This window comes from Xanthomonas hortorum pv. cynarae (assembly GCF_002939985.1).
Taxonomy (GTDB): Bacteria; Pseudomonadota; Gammaproteobacteria; order Xanthomonadales; family Xanthomonadaceae; genus Xanthomonas; species Xanthomonas hortorum_D.
Window position 1 is genome coordinate 237589 of the sequence record NZ_MDFM01000001.1, and the last position, 26801, is coordinate 264389.

A 26801-nucleotide genomic window follows, 5' to 3' on the forward strand; every position below is an offset into this window, starting at 1 on the left:
GACGCCAGGGCGATTTCGCACGTATTATCCCGGCTCGATTTTTGTAGGCAGCAACGCGTGACCGAATCCACTCTCGCCTTCGTGTTCCCCGGCCAGGGCTCGCAGTCCTTAGGGATGCTGGCCGACCTGTCCGAGCTGCATCCGCAGATTCGCGAAACCTTCGCCGAAGCCTCCGAAGGCGCTGGCGTCGACCTGTGGGCGCTGTCGCAGGGCGGCCCGGAAGAGATGCTCAACCGCACCGAATACACCCAGCCGGCCTTGCTGGCCGCGGGCGTGGCGGTGTGGCGGTTGTGGAACGCGCAGCGCGGGCAACGCCCCGCGGTGTTGGCTGGCCACAGCCTGGGTGAATACACCGCATTGGTCGCGGCCGGTGCCTTGTCGCTGCACGACGGTGCGCACTTGGTACGGCTGCGCGGCCAGTTCATGCAGGCCGCCGCGCCGGCCGGTGTCGGGGCGATGGCCGCAGTGCTGGGCGCCGAAGATGCGCTGGTGCTGGAGGTCTGTGCCGAGGCGGCGGGCAGCCAGGTGGTGGTGCCGGCCAACTTCAATTCGCCGGGTCAGATCGTCATCGGTGGCGATGCGGCCGCAGTGGATCGCGCGCTGGCCTTGCTGGCCGAGCGCGGCGTACGCAAGGCGGTCAAGCTGGCGGTGAGCGTGCCTTCGCACACCCCGTTGATGCGCGATGCGGCCAACCAGCTCAGCGAGGCGATGGCCGGCCTGAGCTGGCATGCCCCGCAGATTGCGGTGGTGCAGAACGTGGATGCACGCGTGCACGACGGCAGCGAGGCGATTCGCAGGGCCTTGGCCGAGCAGCTGTATCTGCCGGTGCAGTGGACCGGCTGCGTGCAGGCGCTGGCTGCGCAGGGCGTCACCCGGATCGCCGAATGCGGCCCGGGCAAGGTGCTGAGCGGGCTGATCAAGCGTATCGACAAGAGCCTGGATGCGCGTCCTCTGGCCACGCCTGCCGATTACGCTGGCGCGCTTGAGGCGTGGACGCACTGATCCTCCGACGCATACGCCGGTGTCATGCCGGCCTCCCTCAGCGTTCGCAATCACGGTTGCGACGTCCCCATTCGAGGAAAAGAATTCATGAGCAAGCCACTGCAGGGTGAGATCGCCCTGGTCACCGGCGCCAGTCGCGGGATCGGCGCGGCCATTGCCGACACGCTGGCCGCCCAGGGCGCCACCGTCATCGGCACTGCCACTTCGGCGTCCGGCGCTGCGGCGATCGGCGCGCGTCTGGCTGACCACGGCGGTCATGGCCGCGAACTCGATGTCACCGACGCAGCTGCGGTCGATGGCCTGATCGATGCGATCGGCAAGGAGTTCGGGGCGATCTCGATTCTGGTCAACAATGCCGGGATCACCCGCGACAACCTGTTGATGCGGATGAAGGAAGACGACTGGCAGGCGATCATCGATACCAATCTGACCAGCGTGTTCCGCACCTCTAAGGCGGTGATGCGCGGCATGATGAAGGCGCGCAAGGGTCGCATCGTCAACATCGCCTCGGTGGTGGGTGTGACCGGCAATCCCGGGCAGACCAACTATGCCGCCGCCAAGGCCGGCATCATCGCGTTCTCCAAGTCGCTGGCCAAGGAAATCGGCTCGCGCGGGGTCACCGTGAATGTGGTGGCGCCCGGCTTCATCGATACCGACATGACCAAGGCGCTGCCGGACGAGGCCAAGACCGCCTTGCTGCAGCAGATCGCGCTTGGCCACCTGGGACAGCCGGAGGACATCGCCAACGCGGTGGCATTCCTGGCCGGCCCGAGTGCCCGTTACATCACCGGTGAGACCCTGCACGTCAACGGCGGCATGTACATGCCGTGAGCGTGCGGCGCCGGGAGGCGCTAAGTGGCTGATCGGCCGAGAGTTGTGATGCAATGCAACGCTCGGTCGCTTCCACTACACTATCCAACGCGGCCATCGCAGCGGCGATGGCTTTTTTTTCGTACCACCACTACTCCATCCGGAGCGATATCCCAAATGAGCACCATCGAAGAACGCGTCAAGAAAATCGTCGTCGAACAACTCGGCGTCAAGGAAGAGGAAGTCACCACCAGCGCATCGTTCGTCGATGACCTGGGTGCCGACTCGCTGGACACCGTCGAGCTGGTGATGGCGCTGGAAGAAGAGTTCGAGTGCGAGATCCCGGACGAAGAGGCTGAAAAGATCACCTCGGTCCAGCAGGCGATCGACTACGTGAAGGCTCACGTCAAGAGCTGATGCGTTGTTCCTGACGGCGGCAGCGTGCGTCATGCCGCTGCTGCGTCAGACATTCCATGGGGCCGCTGATGTGGCCCTGTGTTTTTCAGCGTTAATCGCAAACCGCAAGCACCGTCTGTTGCGTGGTGAGGAGATCTGCAATGAGTCGTCGTGTTGTCGTTACCGGCATGGGCATGGTGTCGCCGCTGGGCAATGATCTGGCCACCAGCTGGGATGGAATCATCCACGGGCGCTCAGGCATTGGCCCGATCACGCAGATCGATGCCTCGCAGTTCACCACCAAGATCGCGGGTGAGATCAAGAATTTCGACCCCACGCTTTTTGTGTCCGCCAAGGACGTCAAGAAGATGGATTCGTTCATCCACTACGGCGTCGGCGCCTCGTTCATGGCGCTGGACGATTCCGGGCTGGAGATCGACGAAAGCAATGCCGAACGCGTGGGCGCCATCCTCGGCTCCGGCATCGGCGGGCTGCTCGGTATCGAAGAGCAGACCATCAAATTCCATGAAGGCGGCGCGCGCAAGATTTCGCCGTTCTATGTGCCCAGCACCATCATCAACATGCTACCCGGGCAGGTGAGCCTGATCAAAGGCCTGAAGGGCCCCACGTTCTCGGCTGTTTCTGCCTGCGCCACCTCCAATCACTCGATCGGCACCGCGATGCGGATGATCCAGTACGGCGATGCCGATGTAATGCTGGCCGGCGGCGCCGAGCGCGGGTCTTCGCCGAGCTCGGTGGGCGGTTTCTGCGCAATGAAGGCGATGTCCACCCGCAACGACGACCCGACCGCCGCCTCGCGTCCGTGGGACAAACAGCGCGATGGCTTCGTGCTCGGCGATGGCGCCGGCGTGCTGGTGCTGGAAGAGTACGAGCACGCCAAGGCGCGTGGTGCGCGTATCTATGCCGAGCTGGTCGGCTTCGGCGCCAGCTCCGATGCGTTCCACATGACTGCCCCCAGCGAAGATGGCGAAGGCGCGGCGCGCAGCATGGTTGCGGCGATGCGCGATGCCAAGCTCAATCCCGAGCAGATCGGTTACCTCAACGCGCACGGCACCTCCACGCCGTTGGGCGATCTGGCCGAGACGCTGGCGATGAAGCGCGCATTGGGCGACCACGCCTACAAGACCATGGTCAGTTCGACCAAGTCGATGACCGGTCATCTGCTCGGCGCGGCCGGCGGCGTGGAAGCGATCTTCTCGGTGATGGCGCTGCACACCGGCATCATCCCGCCGACGATCAACCTGGAAGAAGCCAGCGAAGGCTGCGACCTGGATTACGTGCCGAACGTGGCGCGCGAAGTGCAGGTGGACGCGGTGATGTCCAACGGCTTCGGCTTCGGCGGCACCAACGGTACGCTGGTGTTCAAGCGCCTCTGAGTTGGCGCGCCGTTCTTTTTACGGAGCACGGCGCGCAAGCTAGTTTTAGCCGCCGCGCGCGATGCGTCCGCGCGGCCTGATTTCTGATTCACAGCCCGACTCCATGTCGCTCGCCCTCTGCAGTTGCAGCAGGGCGGCGCGCTCTAGCACCCTACGCCAAACCAGGCCGATGACGCTCACCAGATCCCTGCATGCGGACATCGACCTGCTGGCGCTGCATCGGCTGGCGCCGCAGCGCTATCCGGTCTTGCTCGAATCCACCGCCTTCGGTACCGAGCACGGTCGCTGGGATGTCTTGCTGCTTGCAGAAGGCGCAAGCCTGCGGCTCGACGCCGATGGGCACGCGCGCGATGGCGACGGACGCGTGCTGGAAGGCGGCTTTCTGGCTGCGCTGGATGCGGTGTGGCAGGCCGAGCGCGTGCCGCACGATGCGACAAGCCCGTGGCCGTTTCGCGGCGGCTGGGCGGTGTTGCTGGATTACGAACTGGCCGCGCAGGTCGAGCCGATTCTGCAGTTGCCTACCCGCGCCGACGGCTTGCCGAGCGCGCTGGCCTTGCGTGCGCCTGCAGCGGTGTTGCGCGATCGGGTAAATGGCCTGTGCGTCGCACTGGCCGAGCCGGGCCGCGAGGATCTGCTGACGCGCATCGTTGAGGACATCGCCGCCTGCGCCGTGCTGCCGCCGTTGCCGGACTGGGTCGCTCCGGTGGCTGTCGAGGAAGACGCGCCCGAACGCTTCACCGGTGCAGTGGAACGCGTGCTCGCCTATCTGCGCGCTGGCGACGTGTTTCAGGCCAATATCTCGCGCGCCTGGCATGCGGTATTCGCTGCTGCGGTCGATCCGTCAGCGCTGCATGCGCGTCTGCGCGCGGCCAACCCCGCACCGTTTGCCGGCCTATTTGTGGCGGCGGGACGCGCGGTGGTGAGTTCCTCGCCGGAGCGACTGGTGTCGGTGCAGGGCGATGTGGTGCAGACGCGCCCGATCGCCGGCACCCGCGCGCGCTTTGCCGGCGACGACGATGCCGCACGCATCCGCGAGCTGGTCGGCCATCCGAAGGAACGTGCCGAGCACGTCATGCTGATCGACCTGGAGCGTAACGACCTGGGCCGCATCTGTGCGCCAGGAACGGTGGAAGTGGATGAGCTGATGGGCGTGGAAAGCTACGCGCACGTGCACCATATCGTCAGCAATGTGCGCGGCCGCCTGCGCGCCGAGGTCACGCCCGGCGAGGTCATTGCGGCGGTGTTTCCTGGCGGCACCATCACCGGCTGCCCGAAGGTGCGCTGCATGCAGATCATCGCCGAGCTCGAACGCACCGCACGTGGCGCCTATACGGGTGCGTTCGGCTGGCTCAATCGCGATGGCGACATGGATCTGAACATCCTGATCCGCACCGCGGAAGTGGCCGGGAGCCAGGTGCATTTCCGCACTGGGGCCGGGATCGTGGTGGACTCGGATCCGCAGCGCGAGCTGGACGAAACCCGCGCCAAGGCGCGCGGCCTGCTGCGTGCATTCGACCAGACATGAGCGCTTCAACGGGACATCACCGGCGCGCGGTATCCTGCGCGGCGCTGGGGCAATGACGAGGTAAGTGTGGCGGTGACTGGCAAACGTGGATGTCTGGCCGTGCTGGGCACGGCACTGTTGCTCGCGGCGCTGCTGGCGATTGCGGCTGTGGTGGCGTGGCGGCATTACCTGCACTTCGCCGATACACCGGTGAGCGCGAGCGCGCCCAGTGTGGTGATTGCGCCCGGCGATTCGCTCAAGGTGACGTTGCGCAAGTTGCGCGATGCCGGCGTGGCGCAGGGCACGGATCTGGAATGGCAGCTGCTCGCGCGCCAGGTCGATGCGGCCGGCAAGCTCAAGGTGGGCGAATACGCGCTGGCGCCGGCTCTCTCGCCGCGCGCGCTGCTTGAACGCATGCGCCAGGGCCGGGTGATCCAATACCGCTTCACGATCGTGGAGGGCTGGAATTTCCGCCAGCTACGCGCGGCACTGGCGACCGCCACGCCGTTGCAGCAATCCATCGGCGCGCTGGACGATGCGGCTGTGATGGCGCGGTTGGGCTTTGCCAATCAGCATCCGGAAGGCCACTTCCTGCCGGAAACCTATCTCTACCAGCGCAGCGACAGCGATCTGGACGTGCTCAAGCGCGCGCACGTGGCCATGGACAAGGCGTTGGCGCAGGCCTGGGAGCAGCGCGCTCCCAACTTGCCGCTGACTTCGCCGGAGCAGGCGCTGATCCTGGCCTCCATCATCGAAAAGGAGACCGCGCTGGGCAGCGAGCGACCGCTGATTGCCGGGGTGTTCCTGCGCCGCCTGCAGCTGGGCATGAAGCTGCAGACCGACCCGACCGTGATCTACGGCATCGGCAGCAGCTACGACGGCAATATCCGCCGTCGCGATCTGACCACCGACACGCCATACAACACCTACACCCGCACCGGTCTGACCCCGACCCCGATCGCCATGCCGGGCCGTGAAGCCTTGCTGGCGGCGGTGCGTCCGGCGCCCGGCCAGGCGCTGTACTTCGTCGCAGTCGGCGATGGCACCGGCGCGCATGCGTTCTCGGCCACACTGGCCGAGCACAATGCGGCGGTGGCACGTTACCTGCAACGCCGTCGCCTGCCGCAACCGGAGTCCACTCCATGACCACTGCGTTCTCACCCTGGCAGCAGCGCGCCTACGATCAAACGCTGGCTGCGCTGGACGCCGGCCGTCTCGGACACGGTTTGCTGATCTGCGGGCCCGATGGCCTGGGCAAGCGTGCGGTCGCGCTGGCACTGGCCGAGCACGTGCTGGCCAGCTCGCCGGACCCGGCGCTGGCGCAGCGCAGCCGGCAGCTGATCGCGGCCGGGACCCACCCGGACCTGCAGCTGATCTCGTTCATTCCCAACCGCACCGGCGACAAGCTGCGCACCGAGATCGTCATCGAGCAGGTGCGCGAGATTTCGCAGAAGCTCTCGCTGACCCCGCAGTACGGCATCGCGCAGGTGGTGATCGTCGACCCGGCCGATGCGATCAATCGCGCTGCCTGCAACGCCTTGCTCAAGACACTGGAGGAACCCTCGCCGGGCCGCTACCTGTGGCTGATCAGCGCGCAGCCGGCGCGCTTGCCGGCGACCATCCGCAGCCGCTGCCAGCGCCTGGAATTCAAGCTGCCGCCCGCGCATGAGGCGCTGGCCTGGTTGCTGTCTCAAGGCGTTGGTGATCGGGCTGCACAGGAAGCGCTGGAGGCCGCACGCGGCCATCCGGGGCTCGCGGCGCAGTGGTTGCGCGAAGATGGCCTGGCGGTACGTCGCACGGTGGCGCAGGATCTGGAGCAGATCGCCGCCGGGCGCACCAGCGCAGTGGATGTTGCGCAACGCTGGACCAACGACGGCCAGGCCGACCAGCGTCTGCGCCACGCCGCCGACCTGGCGCTGGCACAGGCATCGGCCGGCTTGACCGATCCATCGCGGTTGCACAAGCTGGCGACCTGGTTCGACGCCGCCAATCGCACACGCGATCTGCTGCGCACCACCGTCCGCGCCGATCTGGCGGTGACGGAATTGTTGCTGTCCTGGCGCGAGGGAGAGCGTCCGGTACGTTCTAGGGGAACTCGATGAGTGCAATGAATGCACGCCAAGGCATTTTGTCGCTGGCGTTGAAAGACAAGCCGGCGCTTTACAGCGCGTACATGCCGTTCGTCAAAGGCGGCGGCATCTTCGTGCCCACACCCAAGCGCTACATGCTCGGCGACGAGGTGTTCCTGCTGCTGACGCTGCCGGACTCCAGCGAGCGCCTGCCGGTCGCCGGCAAGGTGATCTGGACCACGCCTGCCGGCGCGCAGGGCAACCGCGCTGCCGGCATCGGCGTGCAGTTCCCGGATGGCCCGGAAGGCGAGGCGGTGCGCAACAAGATCGAGACGCTGCTGGCGGGGTTGACGACTTCGGACAAGCCGACGCATACGATGTGAGGCAATGCGTGCGATGCGGTGCATGCTCGCGCGGGTGATTGTGGTCATGTTTGGAGTACATGGTCACGGTACGTATCGGGCGTTCGAACGGTGAGAGATCGATCACCCCCAACGTCGCCGCCAGGTCGTCGGCACGCCGCGCCTACTCATCAGGATGGGGCGTTTTCGACAGCATCGCTGCGGTCGTAGATGAACCTGTTGACGACCGCCGCAGCTGCCCTATAATGTGCGGCTCGCGTCACCGGGCGGTTAGCTCAGCGGTAGAGCATTGCCTTCACACGGCAAGGGTCACAAGTTCGAACCTTGTACCGCCCACCATCGAAATCCAGTAGCAGATAAGGGTTTCAGCGCGAGAAGAAAAGAGCCGGCCAAGTGCCGGCTTTTTGTTGTCCTGCAACTGTCCTGCAAGGCGTTGGGCATGTGTTTCAGTTGAAGCATTTATGCCGCCTGACAGAGGTGCCGTCGAATCGGTGTGGCTGTCCAATGCTGAGTTTGGCGGGTGTCGCCGGCAGCGCGGATGGGTAGGAGGGATTACGCGTAGTGGTAGCGCGCCTGAGCAATCAGCAGGATGCCGTTCTCGGCCTTGTAGACAATCCGGTGTTCGTCGTTGATGCGGCGTGACCAGTAGCCCGCCAGCGCATGGCGCAACGGTTCGGGTTTGCCGATGCCCTGGAAAGGATCGCGCTGAATGGCCTTGATCAACTCGTTGATGCGTTTGAGCATCTTCTTGTCGGTCTGTTGCCAGTAGAGGTAGTCCTCCCAGGTATTGTCAGCAAACTGCAGAATCACTCAGCCAGTTCCCGTTCCTTGCCGCGACCGGCCTCAAGCTGGGCAATGGATTCCAGCAGCCGTTGCGCACTCTTCGGGCTGCGCAACAGGTAGGCGGTCTCTTCCATGGCCTTGTAATCTTCCAGCGACACCATGACCACGGCGCGCTCACCGCTGCGCGTGATGATCACCGGCTCGTGGTCATTGACGACACGGTCCATGGTGTCGGCCAGAGAGGCACGCGCGGCGCTGTAGGTGATGGTGTCCATGCGATGATCCAGATATGTACGGGAAATTGTACGTGTGTGTCTGGGAGAGTCAACTGTCCAGTCTGCTGGCCTCCGGACTGGTTCAACGTCCCTGACCGTCATGCTGTTCCGGTTGTGCCTGCTTCTTGCGGGCCCGCGAATGAATCGCCATCCTGCAACACCCCCGCGTTGAAAAAGGAGTGGCGATGAAGACGCTGCTTGGAAGTGCTCTGGTTGCGATGGTGTTGCTGGCCGGCTGTGCCCGCGATGTGGGCGAGCAGTACGTGGGCAAGTGGGTCAACGTGAAGTCGCAGAAGAACGTGCTGAGCATCGAGCACAATGGCGAGAGCTTCATCATTCGCGACACCACTCCGGAGTTGTTGGGCAGCGGCGTCAAGACAAAGAATCATCCGGCAATCTTGAACAAGGGTGTGCTGCAGGTGTCCAGCGCGGATGGCACCGTCAATTACGCGATCGATCAGGCGACCGGCCATTTGAGCACGGGCGATAGCGAGTACACGCGGGTCAAGTGATCGCTACGCGCTCGTTCAATGGGCGTGCGCTGGAGTGGGCGGCGATGCGTGTGCGGCGGGATCGCATCACCAACGTAGCAGCGACCATGTCGTGTGGATTGCGTCGCTGGTTTGTGACTGCTGACCGCGAGTCTTGCGTTCTCAACGACGCGCTGCCAAGCCCCGTGCTTGTGTCCTAAGCAGGCGATACCAGAGCCTGCAGCTGCGTCTTAAACACCCAAAGCCAAGTGTGCGTTTGCATCCTAAGCACGCGATGCCAACGCGTGCGCCTGCATCCAGCGCCACAAGGTGGTGCGCGAGACGCCGAGTGCTTGTGCGGCGAGGGCGCGATTGCCGTTTGCTCGCTCGAGCGCTGCACTGACTGCTGTTGCAGTGAGTTGCATGCGTGAGGTTGCAAGATCGGTGTGTCCGGGCGCCGTTGTGCTGCCGCCAAGGTGTATGTCGAATAGCTCTGGCGCCCAGCTTTCCAATTGATCCAGGCTCAGGTTGTCGTGTGGCTGTGCCTTCCAGTGGATACACAGGCGTTCGACCAGATTACGTAGTTCGCGCACGTTGCCTGGCCATGCGTGCTGTTGCAGCCGCTGCAATGCTGTCGGTGTCAGTGGCGAAGGGATACTGCCAAGTTGCTGGAAGTAATGCGTCAGCAACAAGGCGATTTCGTTTGGTCGGTTGCGCAGCGGCGGCAGTGCGATGCGCAGCGCTGCCAGCCGATAGAAAAGATCGCGGCGGAAGCGTCCTTGTTCGACCAGTGTCTGCAGCGGTTGCAGGCTGGCGGCGACGACGCGCACGTCGACAGCGACCGGCAGCGTGGCGCCGACACGTAGCACTTCGCGCTCCTCCAGTACGCGCAATAAGCGTGTCTGCAGCGGCATCGGCAGTTCGCCAATTTCGTCGAGGAATAGCGTGCCGTCTTGCGCTGCTTCGATCAGGCCGATATGGCCGCCGCGGCGGGCGCCGGTGAATGCGCCGTCGCTATAGCCGAATAATTCAGCTTCCAGCAGCGATTCGCTGATGGCCCCGCAGTTGATCGCAACGAAGCGGCCGCGCCGACGGCTGCCGGAATGCAGTTGGCGCGCGACCAATTCCTTGCCGGTGCCTGTCTCGCCGCTGATCAACACAGTGCCGGCATGTGGTGCGTACAGCTGCACCAACGCGCGCACGTGCGCCATTGCGTTGTCTTCGCCAAGCAAGGCATCGGTGCGGCGAGCGCGACGTGTGCCGGTGCGGCCGGTAGGGCGATCGTTGCTGGGCGCGGTGCCCAAGGCGATGGCCTGCTCGAGCGCCAGGCGTACCGAATCTGCGGAATACAGCAGCACGCCGGGCAAGCCGGCCTGTTCGGCGAAATCGATCGCCATGCCGGTGCCGACGATGACCTGGATGCCGCTTGCACGCAGGTCGGCGATGCAGTCGCGCGCGTCTTCGGCGGTAACGAAGCGGCGGTGTTCTATGTCGAGGTCGAAGCTTTGCTGGAAGGCGCGGAACGAGGGCACATCGGTGGCGTGGGTGACCACGCCGATGCGCGGCGCGATACGCCGTGCGCGCGCCAGCGCTTCCATCAGATCGAACCCGGTGGCCTGGATCGGCGCCAGCGGCAGCGCAAGCCGGCTGCGCAGATAGGCGGCGTTGGAGCCGCCGGCGACCAGCACATCGCAGCGCTCGCGGCGCAGACGCTGGCCAATGACCTCCACTGCTTCGGCAAAGCCAAGATTGATCTGCTCGATGCGCGCGCGCTGGTCGAACTCGGGGATGACATCGGCCAGCAGGCCGGTCAGACGCGAGACGCTGACGGTCCAGATCACAGGTGATGAGACGTCCGAAGGCTCGGGGATGGAGGGCATACGCATGATGCAGTCGCGTTTCAATGACGTTCCATGGTGCTCCACGTGTTACGAATTCGCAACAAAATGAAATAGGCTACGCAGTCAAATCAACGGGTTACAGTTGGCACGTCACTTGCGCCCACTACCGCATCCCAACCCAGGAATCGCCATGACGTCTTCGCCCACCGCTTCCGCCGGCACGCGCTTCCGCGCCGCACTGGCTGCCGAATCGCCGCTGCAGGTGATCGGCGCGATCAACGCCAATCATGCGCTGCTGGCCCAGCGCGCCGGCTACCAGGCGATCTATCTGTCGGGCGGCGGTGTGGCGGCCGGCTCGCTGGGCTTGCCGGACCTGGGCATCAACACGCTGGAAGACGTGCTGATCGACGTGCGCCGCATCACCGATGTCTGCGAACTGCCGCTGCTGGTGGACGTGGACACCGGCTTCGGGCCGAGTGCGTTCAACATCGAGCGCACCATCAAATCGCTGATCAAGGCGGGCGCGGCCGGTTGCCATATCGAAGATCAGGTGGGCGCCAAGCGTTGCGGACATCGGCCGGGCAAGGAGATCGTCAGCCAGGGCGAGATGGTGGATCGGGTCAAGGCGGCCGCCGATGCCAAGACCGATGCGGCGTTCTTTTTGATTGCACGCACCGATGCGATCCAGATGGAAGGCGTGGATGCGGCGATCGAACGCGCCATTGCCTGCGTGGAAGCCGGTGCCGACGGCATCTTTGCCGAAGCCGCGTACGACCTGGACACCTACAAGCGCTTCGTCGATGCGGTGCGCGTGCCGGTGCTGGCCAACATCACCGAATTCGGCAAGACGCCGCTGTTTACCCGCGACCAACTTGCGCAGGCCGGCGTGGCGATCCAGCTGTTTCCGTTGTCTGCATTCCGTGCGGCCAACAAGGCGGCCGAGGCGGTCTATACGGCGATTCGTCGCGACGGGCATCAACAGGCCGTGCTTGAAAGCATGCAGACACGTGAAGAGCTGTACGAACGCATCGGCTACCACGGCTACGAGCAGCGTCTGGATGCGCTGTTTGCGCGCAAAGGCGCATGATCGCGCTCTGCTGCGCGCACGTTTCGCCACCTCATCCGTGACACCGCAACACGACATAGTTTGGGAGCTCATCGCATGAACGACACCGTCAATCCCGGTTTCAAGCCGAAAAAATCCGTCGCATTGTCCGGTACTCCTGCTGGCAACACCGCGTTGTGTACGGTGGGCCGCAGCGGCAACGATCTGCATTACCGCGGGTACGACATTCTGGATCTGGCCACCACCAGCGAGTTCGAGGAAATCGCCTATCTGCTGGTGCATGGCAAATTGCCTAATAACGGCGAATTGCGCGGCTACAAGGCCAAGCTGCGCTCGCTGCGTGGCGTGCCGGCTGCGGTGAAAGCGGCGCTGGAACAATTGCCGCCATCGGCACACCCGATGGATGTGATGCGCACCGGTGTCTCGGTACTGGGTTGCCTGCAGCCGGAGAAAGACGACCACAATCATCCGGGTGCGCGCGATATCGCCGACAAGCTGATGGCTTCGCTGGGCTCGATGTTGCTCTACTGGTATCACTACAGCCACAACGGCAGGCGCATCGAGGTGGAAACCGACGATGATTCGATCGGTGGGCACTTCCTGCACTTGCTGCATGGTTTCGCGCCGAAGGAGACGTGGGTGCGTGCGATGCACACCAGCCTGATTCTGTACGCCGAGCATGAATTCAATGCCTCCACGTTCGCGTGCCGTGTGATTGCCGGTACCGGTAGCGATATGTACAGCGCCATCGCCGGCGGCATCGGTGCGTTGCGCGGGCCAAAGCATGGCGGTGCCAACGAAGTGGCGTTCGACATACAGAAGCGTTACGACACCCCCGACGAAGCCGAGGCCGACATCAAGGCGCGCGTGGAGCGCAAGGAAGTGGTGATTGGCTTCGGGCATCCGGTCTACACCGTGTCCGACCCGCGCAACAATGTGATCAAGGAGGTGGCGCGGGAGCTCTCCGATGCGCAGGGCAGTCGCAAGATGTACGACATCGCCGAGCGCCTGGAGACGGTGATGTGGGACATCAAGAAGATGTTCCCGAATCTGGATTGGTTCAGCGCGGTGAGCTACCACATGATGGGCGTGCCGACCGCGATGTTTACGCCGTTGTTCGTGCTGGCGCGCACTGCCGGTTGGAGCGCACACATCATCGAGCAACGCGTGGACGGCAAGATCATTCGCCCCTCGGCCAATTACACCGGGCCGGAAGACCAGGTGTTCGTGCCGCTGGATCAGCGCCCCTGAGAAGGCGCTCGCCGTTGGAGTGGTCCACCTCGATCGCCTTCGTTCAATGAAGGCGATCGAGCTCTCGCAATCGTGATGAGAGATGGCAAAACCCCAAAGGCGTCTGAGACTCTAATACGACTCCCGACTCCCGACTCCCGACTCCCGACTCCCGACTCCCGACTCCCGAATCCCGAATCCCGAATCCCGAATTGCCCCCGCCCGCTTCGATATCGCCAGCCATGAACAGCCATTACCGCAAGCCCCTGCCGGGCACCTCGTTGGACTACTTCGATGCACGCGCCGCCGTGGATGCGCTGCAACCAGGCGCGTACGCAACGCTGCCGTACACCGCGCGCGTGCACGCCGAAAACCTGGTGCGGCGTGCCGAGCCGCAGATGCTGGAGGCGTATCTGCGCCAGCTGATCGAGCGCAAGCGCGACCTGGATTTCCCGTGGTTTCCGGCGCGCGTGGTGTGCCACGACATTCTGGGGCAGACCGCGTTGGTCGACCTGGCCGGCTTGCGCGATGCGATTGCCGAGCAGGGCGGCGACCCGGCGCAGGTCAATCCGGTGGTGCCGGTGCAATTGATCGTCGATCACTCGTTGGCGGTCGAATACGCCGGTTTCGACAAGCAGGCCTTCGCCAAGAATCGCAGTGTGGAAGATCGTCGCAATGCCGATCGCTTCCACTTCATCGAATGGACCAAGCGCGCATTCGAAAACATGGAGGTGATTCCGCCCGGCAACGGGATCATGCATCAGATCAATCTGGAGAAGATGTCGCCGGTGATCTACACACTCGACGGCGTGGCGTTTCCGGATACCTGCGTGGGCACCGATAGCCACACGCCGCATGTGGATGCGCTGGGTGTCATTGCAGTCGGTGTTGGCGGATTGGAAGCGGAAAACGTGATGCTCGGGCGCGCGTCGTGGATGCGCTTGCCCGACATAATCGGTGTTGAGTTGCTGGGCAAGCCAGCGCCCGGTATCACCGCCACCGACATCGTGTTGGCGTTGACCGAGTTTCTGCGTCAGCAACGTGTGGTTGGCGCGTATCTGGAGTTCTATGGCGCCGGTGCCAGCGCGTTGACCATTGGCGACCGCGCCACCATTTCCAACATGACGCCTGAGTTCGGTGCCACCGCAGCGATGTTCTACATCGACCAGCAGACGCTCGACTATCTACGCTTGACCGGGCGAGAAGACACGCAAATTGCCCTTGTCGAAACCTACGCGCGCCAGACCGGCTTGTGGGCGGATGACTTGGGCACGGCGCAGTACGAGCGCGTGCTGCAGTTCGATCTTGCCAGCGTGGTGCGCAACATGGCCGGCCCGTCCAATCCGCATAAGCGGGTGGCGACCAGCGAGCTGGCCGAGCGCGGCATTGCCGGCGCGTGGGAAGACTTGCCGGGCCAGATGCCCGATGGCGCAGTGATCATCGCGGCGATCACCTCGTGCACCAATACCTCCAACCCACGCAACGTTATCGCTGCCGGTTTGCTGGCGCGTAATGCAAATGCACGTGGACTGACGCGCAAACCGTGGGTGAAAAGTTCGCTGGCGCCAGGCTCCAAAGCGGTGCAGTTGTATCTGGAAGACGCCGGCTTGCTCAGCGAGTTGGAACAACTGGGCTTTGGCATCGTGGCGTTCGCGTGTACCACCTGCAATGGCATGAGCGGCGCGCTGGATCCGGTGATCCAGCAGGAAATCATCGACCGCGATCTGTATGCGACTGCAGTGTTGTCGGGCAACCGCAATTTCGACGGGCGCATCCATCCGTATGCCAAGCAGGCGTTTCTGGCATCGCCGCCGTTGGTGATTGCCTATGCCATCGCCGGCACGGTGCGCTTCGATATCGAAAAAGATGTGCTGGGTATCGATGCCGATGGCGTGGGGGTGACGCTCAAGGATCTGTGGCCCAGCGATGCGGAGATCGATGCAGTGGTGGCGCGCAGCGTCAAGCCGGAGCATTTCCGCAGCGTCTACGACCCGATGTTCAAACGCAGCGTGGGGCAGGGCATCCGCGTGAGTCCGTTGTACGACTGGCGGCCGACCAGCACCTACATCCGTCGCCCGCCGTACTGGGAGGGCGCACTGGCCGGTTCGCGCACATTGCATGGCATGCGCCCGTTGGCGGTGCTGGGCGACAACATCACCACCGACCATCTGTCGCCGTCGAATGCGATCCAGGCCGGCAGTGCCGCTGGCGAATACCTTGCGCAGATGGGCGTGCCGGAAGAAGACTTCAACTCCTACGCGACCCATCGCGGCGACCACCTCACCGCGCAGCGCGCCACCTTCGCCAACCCCAAACTGATCAACGAAATGGCGGTGGTCGATGGACAGATCACCGCCGGCTCGTTGGCGCGTCTGGAGCCGGAAGGGCAGGTGCTGCGCATGTGGGAAGCGATCAAAACCTACATGACGCGCAAGCAGCCGCTGATCATCATTGCCGGTGCCGATTACGGGCAAGGGTCCTCGCGCGACTGGGCGGCCAAGGGCGTACGGCTGGCCGGGGTGGAGGTGATCGTGGCCGAAGGCTTCGAGCGGATTCACCGCACCAATCTGATCGGCATGGGTGTGTTGCCGCTGGAGTTCAAGCCCGGCACCGACCGCAAGACGCTGGGCATCGACGGCAGCGAAACCTTCGACGTGATGGGCGAACGCACGCCCGGCGCCACGCTGACGCTGTCGATCCATCGCCGCAACGGCGAGCAGTTGCAGGTGCCGGTGACGTGCCGGCTGGATACTGCCGAAGAGGTGTCGATCTACGAGGCCGGTGGCGTGCTGCAACGGTTTGCGCAGGATTTTCTGAAGAGCCGGGAATCGGGAGCCGGGAATCGAGATGCGTTGAAAGCGACATCGGCATCGCAGGCACACTAGCGTCCATGGCTCCCGGCGTCGTACTGCCGCTCTAATCCCCAATCCCCAATCCCCAATCCCGGCCTTCACCCATGACCCATCTCCCCCAACTCCGCATTCCCGCCACCTATATGCGCGGCGGCACCAGCAAGGGCGTGTTCTTTCGCCTGCAGGATTTGCCTGCCGCCGCGCAGCAGCCCGGTCCGGCGCGCGATGCGTTGTTGTTGCGGGTGGTCGGTAGCCCCGATCCGTATGCCAAGCAGATCGATGGCATGGGTGGGGCGACCTCCAGTACCAGCAAGAGTGTGATTGTCTCTGCAAGCACGCGCGCCGGGCACGATGTGGACTATCTGTTCGGGCAGGTGTCCATCGACAGCGCGTTCGTGGACTGGAGCGGCAACTGCGGCAATCTGTCGGCGGCGGTGGGGCCGTTTGCGATTGCCAATGGCCTGATCGATCCCGCGCAGGTGCCGCGCGATGGTGTGGCGACGGTGCGGATCTGGCAGGCCAATATCGGCAAGACCATCGTGGCGCATGTGCCGATGACCGATGGCCAGGTGCAGGAAACCGGCGACTTCGAACTGGATGGAGTGACCTTTCCGGCAGCCGAGGTGCAGCTGGAGTTTCTCGACCCGGCCGATGCCGCAGAAGGCGAGGGCGGGGCGATGTTCCCCACCGGCAAGCTGGTCGATCAGTTGGAGATTCCGGGCCTGGGCACGATCGCCGCAACGCTGATCAACGCCGGCATTCCGACCATCTTCGTCAACGCGCGCGATCTGGGCTACACCGGCACCGAGTTGCAGGAGGCGATCAATGGCGACCCGCGTGCGCTGACGATGTTAGAGACCTTGCGTGCGTACGGCGCGGTGCGGATGGGGTTGATTGCGAAAGTGGAAGATGCCGCCACGCGGCAACACACGCCGAAGGTGGCGTTTGTCGCGCCGCCGGCCGATTACGTTGCGTCCAGCGGCAAGCCGGTGCACGCGGCCGAACTCGATCTGCTGGTGCGCGCGATGTCGATGGGCAAGTTGCATCACGCGATGATGGGTACTGCGGCGGTGGCCATCGGCACGGCAGCCGCTGTGCCGGGCACGTTGGTCAATCTTGCAGCGGGCGGCGCGACGCGCTCGGCGGTGCGCTTCGGGCATCCGTCCGGCACGTTGCGCGTTGGCGCGGAAGCGCAGTTGGTGGATGGCCAGTGGCAGGTGACCAAGGCGCTGATGAGCCGCAGTGCGCGGGTGCTGATGGAAGGTTGGGTGCGGGTGCCAGGTGATGTTGTGCAGGCCCAGTGATCGGCGCCGAGCGTCATGGAATGCCGCCGCCACCGCTGGCGATGTCAACGCCTTTCCCCATGATTGGAACAGCAGGCTCAAGCCTCCTTTCTAGGCGACCCATTACCAGGCGCCGGGCCTGAGACCCAGTACGCACCAACGCACAAATTGCACGGCCGCGTTGCATTAATTCGAACACCTTTTCGAATTCCGAAAACTTTTTCGCACGCGCTCTGCCAAATTTGTGTAAATCGTGTTAATTCTGTTGCAACGCGGCATGCAGATCAGGCCGTTCCGCCACCAGAATCCGGAGTCTTTCCCATGTCCGCCAGCCGGTCGCTCAAGATCAGCGCGCTCGCCGTTGCCGTCGCTTCCCTTCTTCCGTTCCATGCTGCTGCCCAGCAGGCGCCCAGCGACGACGGTGTCGTGCGTCTGGACGCGGTCAAGGTCACGGTCGAACGCCGTTCGGAAGACTCCAAGGATGTGCCGGTGTCGGCATCAGTGCTGCGTCCGGAATTTCTGGATGCCATCTCCACCAGCGGCTCGGATATCCGCGTGCTCGCCGGCAAGGCGCCCAGCCTCAATATCGAATCGTCCAACGGCCGTGTGTTCCCGCGCGTGTACATCCGCGGCTACGGCAACACCGACTTCAACACCTACGCCTCGCAGCCGGTGTCGCTGATCTATGACGACGTGGTGCAGGAAAACGCGTTCCTGAAGGGCTTCCCGATCTTCGATCTGGAAGGCCTGGAAGTGCTGCGCGGCCCGCAGGGCACGCTGTTCGGCCGCAATACGCCGGCCGGCGTGGTCAAGTTCAACTCGGTCAAGCCGACCATCGGCGCCAACGACGGCTACGCCAGCCTGTCGTATGGCACCTACGGCACCATGACGCTGGAAAGCGGCCTGAGCATCGCGATGGGCGAGCATTGGGCGGCGCGTCTGTCCACGCTGGGCCAGCGCCGCGACGATTGGGTGGAAAACAGCGACGGCCGCGATCTGGAAGGCTATACCGACTCGGCCGTGCGCCTGCAGCTGCTGTATCAGGCCAGCGACGATTTCAGCGCGCTGTTCAACGCGCATGCGCGTCACCTGGACGGCACCGCGCGCCTGTTCCGCGCCAACATCATCCAGCCCGGCACCAACCAGTTGGTGGACGGCTTCGACGAAGAAAAATCCTTCATCGACGGCGCCAACAACCAGGAGCTGCAAACCTACGGCGGCAGCGCCAATCTGACCTGGGATCTGGGCGACATCGCGCTGCACTCGATCACCGCCTACGAAGGCATCGGCAAGTACTACAGCCGCGGCGATATCGACGGCGGCTTCGGCGCGGTGTTCGCACCGCCGTCCGGCCCGGGCGTGATTCCGTTCCCGGTGGAGACCGCCGGCGGCATCAAGAGCCTGGACCAGTACAGCCAGGAACTGCGCGCCGAATCGCAGTACGAAGGCCCGCTCAACTGGCAGGCCGGCCTGTACTACTTCCACGACGATGTGGAAGGCGAAAACTATACCTACAACACCTTCAGCGGCGGCGATCTGGCCAGCTACCAGCTGACCCGCCAGCGCAATACCTCGTGGGCGGCATTCGGCTCGTTGAACTACGCGGCGACCGATCGCCTGAACCTGCGCGCCGGCATCCGCTACACCTACGACAAGAAGACCTTCGACGTGCTGGCGTTGGACCGCGTCACCCTGGTCGAACCGTCCAGCGGCGAGACCGACAACTCCAAGGTCACCGGCGATCTGGCGGCAACCTTCTCCATCAACGACGACGTCAACGTGTACGCACGTGCGGCACGCGGTTTCCGCGGCGCCAGCTTCGGCGTGCCCTCTGGCACCGCGCCGCTGACCGTGGCCGAGCCGGAGACGGTGGATTCGTTCGAGATCGGCATCAAGTCGGATCTGTTCGACAACCGCGCACGTCTGAGCTTCGACATCTACGATTTCCGCGTCAAGAACCAGCAGCTCACCGCAGTGGGCGGCGTCTCCAACGACGTGCGTCTGCTCAACGCCGACAAGACCAAGGCGCGCGGTGCCGAGTTCGACTTCGAAGCGCTGATCACCCAGAACCTGCGCGTCACTGCCGGCGGCGCCTACAACTGGACCCGCATCGACGACCCGAGCCTGTCGGTGGGCGTGTGCCGCACCTGCACCGTGACCGACCCGCTCAATGCGGCCGGCAACGCGCTGATCGATGGTAATGATCTGCCGCAGGCATCCAAGTGGATGGCCAACGCCACGCTGCGTTACGGCATCCCGATGGGCAACGACGGCGAGCTGTTCTTCTACACCGACTGGTCCTACCGCAGCGAAGTGAACTTCTTCCTGTACGACTCCAAGGAGTTCACCGGCCAGCCGCTGGTCGAAGGCGGCGCTAAGATCGGCTACAACTGGGGCGCGGGTGCGTACGAGTTGTCGGTGTTCTGCCGCAACTGCACCAACCAGATCCGCGTGACCGGTGCGATCGACTTCAACAACCTCACCGGCTTCATCAACGACCCGCGCATCGTCGGTGCGCAGTTCCGCGCCAATTTCTGATCGGCGTTGTGGTGTAGCACTATTGAACCGCCGGCGATGATGCCGGCGGTTTTTTTATGGCGGCAGGAGGAGATGCATGCAGCGGATATGGCGTAACGCATGGTGGATGGTGGGGCTATGGTGTGCGTCGGCAGTGGCGTGGGCGCAGATGCCTGCCGCGGGTGCAGCGCAAGCGGTGCCAACGGCTACGTCCACCGAGTTGCTGGTGGTCTCCACCGATATCGGCGACGACATCGACGATGCGTTTGCGTTGGGGTTGCTGCTGCGTAGCCCGCAGTTGCGCGTGCTGGGCATCGCATCGGCCTGGGGCGATACCACGTTGCGTGCGCAGTTGTTGCAGCGCCTGTTGCAGCAGGCCGGGCGGAGCGAGGTTCCGTTGGCGGTGGGCGCACGCACCACCAGCACGATCGCTTTCAGCCAGGCGCGTTGGGCGGCCAAGGGACAGTTGCCAGGCAAGCTGCCGGATGCGGCGGCGATGATCCTGCAGCAGGCGCGCCAGCATCCCGGTCAGGTGACCTTGCTGGTGTTGGGGCCGATGACCGACGCCGCATTGGCGCAGCAGCGCGACCCGGCCGGCTTTGCCAAGCTCAAGCGCATCGTGGCGATGGGCGGCTCGGTACGCGTTGGCTATGGCAAGTCGGCGTATCGCCCGGCCAGTGCGCCGGCACCGGAGTACAACATCCTCTCCGATGTCGCCGCCGCCCAGCGCGTGTTCTCGGCAGGCGTGCCGATTGTGTTGCTGCCCTTGGACGCCACCCAGATCACGCTGGAAGAACCCGAGCGCATCGCCTTGTTTGCACATGGCGATGGGCTCACCGATGCGCTCACTCAGCTGTACTACCAGTGGCGCAATACCGACCAGCCCTGGGCCAGCGCCACGCCCACCTTGTTCGACGCGGTGCCGGTGGCCTGGCTGCTGCGCCCCGAACTGTGCCCGACCACGCCGCTGCATCTGGACGTCGATGCGCAGGGGTATACCCGCGAAGGCGCCGGCACGCCGAACGTGCAGGCTTGCCTGCGTGCGGACAAGGCGGCATTGATCGACATGTACATGCGTACGTTGTTGCAGTTGCCCTAAGAGCGGCGAACAGAACTACTGCGAAGCTGCCAGGGGCGCGGCCGGTGCCCGGAATCGGCATGTACCACTCGTACACTGCGGTTCTGAGCGCGCCATCCACGCCCGCCTGACAACTGCTCGCTACCTTTTGTTAGCCGCTCTTTTTAGATGCAGTCAAACGCCTGGTCAGTCGAGGGCGCGGTGCCCTCACCGCTCGCGGGACACGCCGCAAGTACGTCCATGTAGGCTCGGTGGCGGCATCCATGCCGCCACGCGGTCCCGCAATCGGCGAGGACACCGCACCAGAAAGTTGCAGGTTGCTTTGTTGAAAAAACAGGCACACCAACCATCTCGACTGGTCCTTGCCCGCCCACCGTCGCGGGACCTTACGCNAGCTGATCGGATGCACAGTTATCCAGACAACGCGTGTCATGCCTTGCTTGCAAACATGCACACCGACCATCTCCACTGGTCCTTGCCCGCTCACCGTCGCGGGACCTTACGCGGCATGGATGCCGCGTAAGAGCCTACATGGACGTACTTGCGGCGTGTCCCGCGACGGTGGGCGGGCAAGGGCCCTGCAGCCAAGTCGCAGCTCAGCGGCCCTCTAACAGATGGCGTGAAGTGGTTTAGCTGGTCGCTGTAAGAGCGCTGACTAAACCACTACGCTCATCGCCAGTCGTGCGCACCTGTGCCATCGCGACGCTAGCCTTGCAGCGCACGATCACCGCCTATCGGTAAGTGCCAAAGTCGTCGCACCACCGCCATCGGCGATATGCGCGGCATCGCTATACTTGCGTCCTCAGTCATGGGGTAGCACGAATGGACAGCCAGCAATCAGGGATGAAGTGGTCGGGCACGCGGCGCATATTGCTGTGGGTGGTGTTGCTGACCGTGGCGATCGGCGGGGTGGCGTGCAAGCGCAACGAAAGCGGCCAGTTGCCCACCGCCAGCGGCGAGGCGATCAAGGCCGACAAGCAGGCGATTACCGGCTTTGCGCTGGCACGTGCCTATCCCGACCAGACCAGCGACGGCTTGTCGCTGGCGCTGGAATTCTCGCGGCCGCTGGTCGGCACGCAGGATTTCGATGCGCTGGTGCGCTTCGAGGAAAAGGTCGGCACCGGCGACAGCAGCTGGTCGCTGTCCGATGACGGCAAGACGCTGCGCTACCCGTACGTGGAAGCGGCCAAGGACTACACCGTGCTGGTCGATGCCAACCTGCTGGCCGCCGATGGCAGCCGCCTGGGCAAGCCGCTCAAGCAAAAGGTCTATACCGGGCAGCTCAAGCCTGTGGCCGGGTTCGCTTCGCAAGGTAGCGTACTGCCTGCGCGCGAGAGCCGTGGCCTGCCGGTGGTGTCGGTCAACGTGCCTGAGGTGGACGTTGAATTTTTGCGCGTGCGCGAGAAATCGCTGCCGGCCTTCTTTCAGCAGTTTCAGCGCGGCGGTCGTCGCGGCAGCTGGGAGCTGGAAAGTGAGTACAGCGACAAGGAACCGCTGTCCAAGCTGGCCGACCCGGTCTACGTCAATCGTTTCATTCTTGGCGGTAAGCAGAACGAGCGCGTGCTGACCTACCTGCCCACGCAGGACATCAAGGAACTGCAGGAGCCGGGCCTGTACTTCGCGGTGATGAAGCGCGCCGGTAGTTTCGATAATGGTTTCGATACCGCGTTCTTCACCGTCAGCGACATCGGCCTGCACACGCGTGCGTACAAGGACAAGCTCTTCGTGCACACCGCCTCGCTGCAGAGCGGTGAGCCGATCAAGAATGTGGAAGTGCGCATCCTCGATGCCAAGGGCGAGCTGTTCCTCAAGGGCGCCACCGACGGTAACGGCAATGCGTTGCTCAACTACACGCTCGATGCAGGTCACGTGCTGACGGCGCGCAGCAAGACCGATATCTCGGTGCTGCCGTTCAACCAGCCGGCGCTGGATCTGAGCGAATTTGCGGTGGCCGGGCGCCAGAGTGCCTGGTTCGATGTGTTCGCCTGGGCCGGCCGGGATCTGTATCGCCCCGGCGAGACCATGCGCGTGTCGGCGATCCTGCGCGATAACGACGGCAAGCCGACCAAGCCGCAGCCAGTGTTCCTGCGCCTCAAGCAGCCGGACGGCAAGACCTTCCGCGAGACCAGACTGCAGCCCGGCGAGCAGGGCTATTTCGAGTTCACCCAGCAGATTCCGGCCGATGCGCCGACCGGGCGCTGGCAGGTGGAATTCCGCACCGATCCGGCCAGCAAGGACGCCGTGCAGGGCATGACCGTGCGCGTGGAAGAGTTCTTGCCCGAGCGAATGAAGCTGGATCTGGATGCCGCGCAAAAGACCTTGAGTGCCGGCCAGCCGTTCAAGCTGGTCGCCAATGCGGCGTACCTGTATGGCGCGCCGGCCGATGGCAACCGCTTCACCGCCAAGCTCGCGGTCAGCGTCGAGCAGCATCCGCTGGAGTCCTTGCCGGGCTGGTTCTTTGGCGACCCCACGCTGGAGCTGCCGCGCGAAGCCAAGGACGTGATCGATACCGAGTTCGGCAGCGACGGCGTATTGCGCGAAGACATCGCGCTGCCCGCCGAAGCCAAGCCGGTGAGCACGATTGCGGCGGTGGTGTCCGGCAGCGTGTACGAAACCGGCGGGCGCACCGTCACCCGCACCGTCAAGCGCGTGCTGTGGCCGGCCAAGGCGCTGGTCGGCGTGCGCCCCTTGTTCGACGACAAAGACGGCGCCGATGCCAATGGCACTGCGCGCTTTGAAATCACCCGCGTGGATGCCGATGGCAAGCCGCAACCGGCCAAGGGCCTGAAAGCCACGCTGGTGCGCGAGCTGCGTGATTACCACTGGAACTACACCGACGACCATTGGGATTACGACTTCACCCGCCGCTTCGAGAACAAGGACACGCGCACGCTCGACATCGGCAGCGGCAATGCCAAGCTTGATGTGCCGGTGGAGTGGGGCGAGTACCGCCTGGACGTGTTCGACTCGGCCACCGGGCTGACCACGCGCTACCCGTTCCGCGCCGGCTGGAGCTGGAACGACGAAAACCGCGGCCTGGACGCGCGCCCGGACAAGGTCAAGCTGGCGCTGGACAAGACCGGCTACCGCGCTGGCGACACGCTCACCGTCACGCTGACCCCGCCGCATGCCGGTAAGGGCGTGTTGTTGGTGGAAAGCGACAAGCTGCTGTACGTGCAGGACATCGACGTCAAGCCGGGCAGCAGCTTCGAAATCCCGGTGACGGAAGGCTGGGAGCGCCACGATGTCTACGTCACCGCGTTGGTATTCCGCGGTGGCAGTGCGCCGAGCAAGATCACCCCGGCGCGTGCGCTGGGCGTTGCATTTGTGCCGATGGATCGCAAGACGCGACGTGTGGCGGTGGGCTTGGCTGCGCCCAAGCAGATGCGCCCCGAGCAGGCGTTGCCGGTGACGGTGAGCGTGCCGGAGTTGGCCGGCAAGGCCGCGCACGTGACCATCTCGGCGGTGGACGTGGGCATCCTCAACATCACCCGCTTCCCGGTGCCCGATGCCAACGCGCAGTTCTTCGCGCAGCGCCGGTTGGGTACCGATTCCTACGATATCTATGGGCGGGTGATCGAAAGTTTCGAAGGCGCCAGCGGCAAGCTCAAGTTCGGCGGCGACATGGCCCTGGAAGCGTTGCCGCAGGCCAAACGCCCGACCGCGCGCGTGCAGACCGTGGACCTGTTTTCAGGCTCGGTGAAACTCGATGCCAAGGGCAATGCGCGCGTGCAGCTGCCGGTGCCGGATTTCAACGGCACCTTGCGGGTCTCGGCGTTGGTGTATTCGGACACGCGGTTCGGTAATCACGATATGGAAACCGTGGTGCGCGCGCCGATCCTGGCCGAGGCCAGCATGCCGCGCGTCATGGCGCCGGGCGACCGCAGTACGGTGACGCTGGATGTGCAGAACTTCACCGGCAAACCGGGCGAGTTCAATGTGCGCGTCGAGGGTATCGGCCCACTGGCCATTGCCGAGGCGTCGCGCAGCGTCAAGCTCGGTGTGGATGCCAAGCAGACGCTGAGCTTCCCGTTGAGCGCCACCGAAGGCTATAGCGTGGCCAAGGTGCGCGTGCGTGTGGACGGCAATGGCTTCAAGGCCGACCGCAGCTACGACCTGCCGGTGCGTGCGGGTTGGCCGCAGGTGTTGCGTGCGCAGACGCGCGTGCTCGATCCGCTGGCGCCGATCACCCTGGACAGCGGCTTTGCCGATGGCCTGATGGCCGGCTCGGTGACCGCACGGATGGTGGTCAGCCCGTTGCCGCCGATTCCGTTCGCCAGCGCCTTGCAAGGGGCGTTGGAGTATCCGTACGGCTGCGCCGAGCAGACCACCAGCAAGGGCTATGCGGCGCTGCTGCTCGACGATGCCACTGCCAAGGCGCTGGGCACCAAGGGGCTGGATGCGGCCACGCGCCGCGAGCGCATGGAAGGTGCGTTCGGTCGCCTGGCCTCGATGCAGATCGCCAGCGGGCATTTTTCGATGTGGGGCGACGACGGTTACGTCAATCCGGGCCTGACGCCTTACATCGCCGAGTTCCTGCTCGACGCCAAGGACGCTGGTTTTGCCGTGCCCGACAACGTGCTGCAGAAAGCGCTTAATCGGCTCAGCGAAGACCTGCTGTCCGGTGGCAACGAGTTCTACGGGCAGGATCGTCGCGACAACCTGAAGTTCGCCAATCAGGCCTGGTCGGGGTACGTGTTGGCACGCGTCAATCGCGCTCCGCTGGGCACGCTGCGCGCGCTGTACGACAACCAGCGCGACAAGGCACTGACCGGTTTGTCGCTGGTGCATCTGGGTGCGGCATTGTCGCTGCAGGGCGATACCAAGCGCGGCGAGGCGGCGATCAAGGCAGGGTTCGCCAAGGACAGCAGCGAGCGTCCGCTGTACTTCGCCGATTACGGCAGTGCGATCCGCGACGATGCGTTGATGATGGCGCTGCTGCACGAGCGTGGCTTGTCCAAGCCCGAGTACGACACCCGTGCGGTTGCGCTAGGCCGCGCGCTGGATGCACGTCGCGCCACCGGCTGGCTGTGGCTGAGCACGCAGGAGCAGGTGGCGCTTGCGCGCTTGGGCAAGGCCTTGATGGTCGTGCAGGGCAAGCAGGTCTCCGGCACGCTGACCGTGGGAGGCGAGGCGCAGGAGATTGCGCCGGCGCGCCTGTTCGGGCGCAGTTTCGACAGCGCCGCCTTGGCGCGCGGCGTGCAGTTCGCACCGCAGGGCGAGGCCCCGATGTACGCCAGCCTGGAAGTGGCCGGCATCCCGCGCAGCGCGCCGGAGCCGGACACGCGCAACCTCAGCGTGGAGCGCAGCTGGTACACCACCGACGGCAAACCGTGGACGCCGCGCCCGCTGAAAGAAGGCGAAGCGTTGATCGTGCGGGTGGTCATCACCGCCAACAGCAGCATGCCGGACGCGTTGCTCACCGACCTGTTGCCGGCCGGCCTGGAGATCGAGAACTTCAATCTGGGCGATGCCAAACAGTGGGCCGATGTAGTGGTGGACGGCATCGGCATCAGCGAGCGTTCCAGCGCCGCCGACGTCAAGCACGAAGAGTTCCGCGACGACCGCTATGTGGCCGCGCTGGCGCTGTCCTCGGGCAGCAAGGCGCAGGTGTATTACCTGGTGCGTGCAGTCACGCCGGGCACGTACACGGTGCCGCCGTCGTTGGTGGAAGACATGTATCGCCCGGAGCTGCGCGGTGTGGGGCGCAGTACGCCGGCAACGATGACGGTGGTGCAGCCGTAAGGCCGCGCTATCCCTGACAGGTCGCCGAAACCATCCCTTTTCCCCTCGGGAGAAGGTGCCCCGTAAGGGGCGGATGAGGGTACGTGCGAAGCCTCATGTCATTCATTACCGAGTGGCTTCG

Annotated in this window: 19 protein-coding genes, 1 tRNA gene and 1 other RNA gene; 18 read left to right on the forward strand and 3 right to left on the reverse strand. The window is 64.3% G+C overall.

The genetic code is table 11. The features are described from left to right. Positions 1-57 precede the first annotated feature (57 nt). The 9 genes from fabD to XcyCFBP4188_RS01290 all read left to right on the forward strand — a co-directional run bounded on the left by fabD (position 58) and on the right by XcyCFBP4188_RS01290 (position 7879). Complete coding sequence (fabD, locus tag XcyCFBP4188_RS01250) at positions 58-1002, forward strand: ACP S-malonyltransferase (protein WP_006448414.1); 945 nt, start codon at positions 58-60, stop codon at positions 1000-1002. 87 nt (positions 1003-1089) lie between these two features. Continuing rightward, on the forward strand, positions 1090-1833 hold the full coding sequence (fabG, locus tag XcyCFBP4188_RS01255) for a 3-oxoacyl-ACP reductase FabG (RefSeq protein ID WP_006448413.1): 744 nt from the start codon (positions 1090-1092) through the stop codon (positions 1831-1833). Positions 1834-1989: 156 nt separating this feature from the next. Next, positions 1990-2229, forward strand: coding sequence for an acyl carrier protein (gene acpP, locus XcyCFBP4188_RS01260; RefSeq protein ID WP_002814322.1), 240 nt, complete (start codon positions 1990-1992; stop codon positions 2227-2229). 140 nt (positions 2230-2369) lie between these two features. After that, complete coding sequence (fabF, locus tag XcyCFBP4188_RS01265; RefSeq protein ID WP_043907084.1) at positions 2370-3605, forward strand: beta-ketoacyl-ACP synthase II; 1236 nt, start codon at positions 2370-2372, stop codon at positions 3603-3605. 169 nt (positions 3606-3774) lie between these two features. Next, on the forward strand, positions 3775-5130 hold the full coding sequence (locus XcyCFBP4188_RS01270; protein WP_104591498.1) for an aminodeoxychorismate synthase component I: 1356 nt from the start codon (positions 3775-3777) through the stop codon (positions 5128-5130). 72 nt (positions 5131-5202) lie between these two features. Beyond that, positions 5203-6255: an endolytic transglycosylase MltG gene (gene mltG / locus XcyCFBP4188_RS01275; RefSeq protein WP_233397298.1), complete on the forward strand. Its 1053-nt coding sequence runs from the start codon at positions 5203-5205 to the stop codon at positions 6253-6255. Then, a complete protein-coding gene (locus tag XcyCFBP4188_RS01280; protein ID WP_006448409.1) occupies positions 6252-7211 on the forward strand; it encodes a DNA polymerase III subunit delta' in 960 nt (319 codons plus the stop codon). Before mltG ends, XcyCFBP4188_RS01280 begins: the two co-directional genes overlap by 4 nt. Continuing rightward, entirely contained in the window at positions 7208-7561 is a 354-nt protein-coding gene (locus XcyCFBP4188_RS01285; protein ID WP_003483889.1) for a PilZ domain-containing protein, read from the forward strand. The genes XcyCFBP4188_RS01280 and XcyCFBP4188_RS01285 overlap by 4 nt, the downstream gene beginning before the upstream one ends. A 243-nt stretch (positions 7562-7804) precedes the next feature. Then, a tRNA-Val gene (locus XcyCFBP4188_RS01290) sits at positions 7805-7879 on the forward strand. Positions 7880-8092: 213 nt separating this feature from the next. Here the strand turns inward: XcyCFBP4188_RS01290 and XcyCFBP4188_RS01295 are convergent. Then, positions 8093-8350, reverse strand: coding sequence for a Txe/YoeB family addiction module toxin (locus XcyCFBP4188_RS01295; protein WP_006448405.1), 258 nt, complete (start codon positions 8348-8350; stop codon positions 8093-8095). Next, positions 8347-8598 (reverse strand): type II toxin-antitoxin system Phd/YefM family antitoxin, encoded by a 252-nt coding sequence (locus XcyCFBP4188_RS01300; RefSeq protein WP_006448404.1) that lies wholly within the window; start codon positions 8596-8598, stop codon positions 8347-8349. The genes XcyCFBP4188_RS01295 and XcyCFBP4188_RS01300 overlap by 4 nt, the downstream gene beginning before the upstream one ends. Before the next feature lie 185 nt (positions 8599-8783). Between XcyCFBP4188_RS01300 and XcyCFBP4188_RS01305 the strand changes: the two genes are divergently transcribed. After that, on the forward strand, positions 8784-9110 hold the full coding sequence (locus XcyCFBP4188_RS01305) for a hypothetical protein (protein ID WP_006448403.1): 327 nt from the start codon (positions 8784-8786) through the stop codon (positions 9108-9110). A 242-nt stretch (positions 9111-9352) separates the two neighbouring features. Here the strand turns inward: XcyCFBP4188_RS01305 and prpR are convergent, their stop codons facing one another. Continuing rightward, positions 9353-10972, reverse strand: a complete 1620-nt coding sequence (gene prpR, locus XcyCFBP4188_RS01310; protein WP_174705817.1) for a propionate catabolism operon regulatory protein PrpR — start codon at positions 10970-10972, stop codon at positions 9353-9355. A 127-nt stretch (positions 10973-11099) separates the two neighbouring features. Between prpR and prpB the strand changes: the two genes are divergently transcribed. From prpB to XcyCFBP4188_RS01365, 8 genes are all read left to right on the forward strand, one after another. Then, positions 11100-11996, forward strand: coding sequence for a methylisocitrate lyase (gene prpB, locus XcyCFBP4188_RS01315; protein WP_074056861.1), 897 nt, complete (start codon positions 11100-11102; stop codon positions 11994-11996). Positions 11997-12071: 75 nt separating this feature from the next. After that, positions 12072-13226 (forward strand): bifunctional 2-methylcitrate synthase/citrate synthase, encoded by a 1155-nt coding sequence (prpC, locus tag XcyCFBP4188_RS01320; protein ID WP_104591501.1) that lies wholly within the window; start codon positions 12072-12074, stop codon positions 13224-13226. Between the two features lie 221 nt (positions 13227-13447). Then, positions 13448-16090 carry a Fe/S-dependent 2-methylisocitrate dehydratase AcnD gene (gene acnD / locus XcyCFBP4188_RS01330; protein ID WP_104591502.1) on the forward strand — a complete coding sequence of 881 codons (2643 nt, stop codon included), beginning with the start codon at positions 13448-13450 and terminating at the stop codon, positions 16088-16090. A 71-nt stretch (positions 16091-16161) separates the two neighbouring features. Beyond that, positions 16162-17361 carry a 2-methylaconitate cis-trans isomerase PrpF gene (gene prpF, locus XcyCFBP4188_RS01335; RefSeq protein WP_006450053.1) on the forward strand — a complete coding sequence of 400 codons (1200 nt, stop codon included), beginning with the start codon at positions 16162-16164 and terminating at the stop codon, positions 17359-17361. A 300-nt stretch (positions 17362-17661) separates the two neighbouring features. Beyond that, on the forward strand, positions 17662-19878 hold the full coding sequence (locus tag XcyCFBP4188_RS01340) for a TonB-dependent receptor (RefSeq protein ID WP_074056865.1): 2217 nt from the start codon (positions 17662-17664) through the stop codon (positions 19876-19878). A 106-nt stretch (positions 19879-19984) separates the two neighbouring features. Next, a complete protein-coding gene (locus tag XcyCFBP4188_RS01345) occupies positions 19985-20956 on the forward strand; it encodes a nucleoside hydrolase (protein ID WP_006450055.1) in 972 nt (323 codons plus the stop codon). Between the two features lie 59 nt (positions 20957-21015). Next, positions 21016-21092, forward strand: a non-coding RNA gene (locus XcyCFBP4188_RS01350) — sX9 sRNA. A gap of 686 nt (positions 21093-21778) precedes the next feature. Continuing rightward, complete coding sequence (locus XcyCFBP4188_RS01365; protein ID WP_174705818.1) at positions 21779-26680, forward strand: alpha-2-macroglobulin family protein; 4902 nt, start codon at positions 21779-21781, stop codon at positions 26678-26680. The last annotated feature ends 121 nt before the right edge of the window (positions 26681-26801 follow it).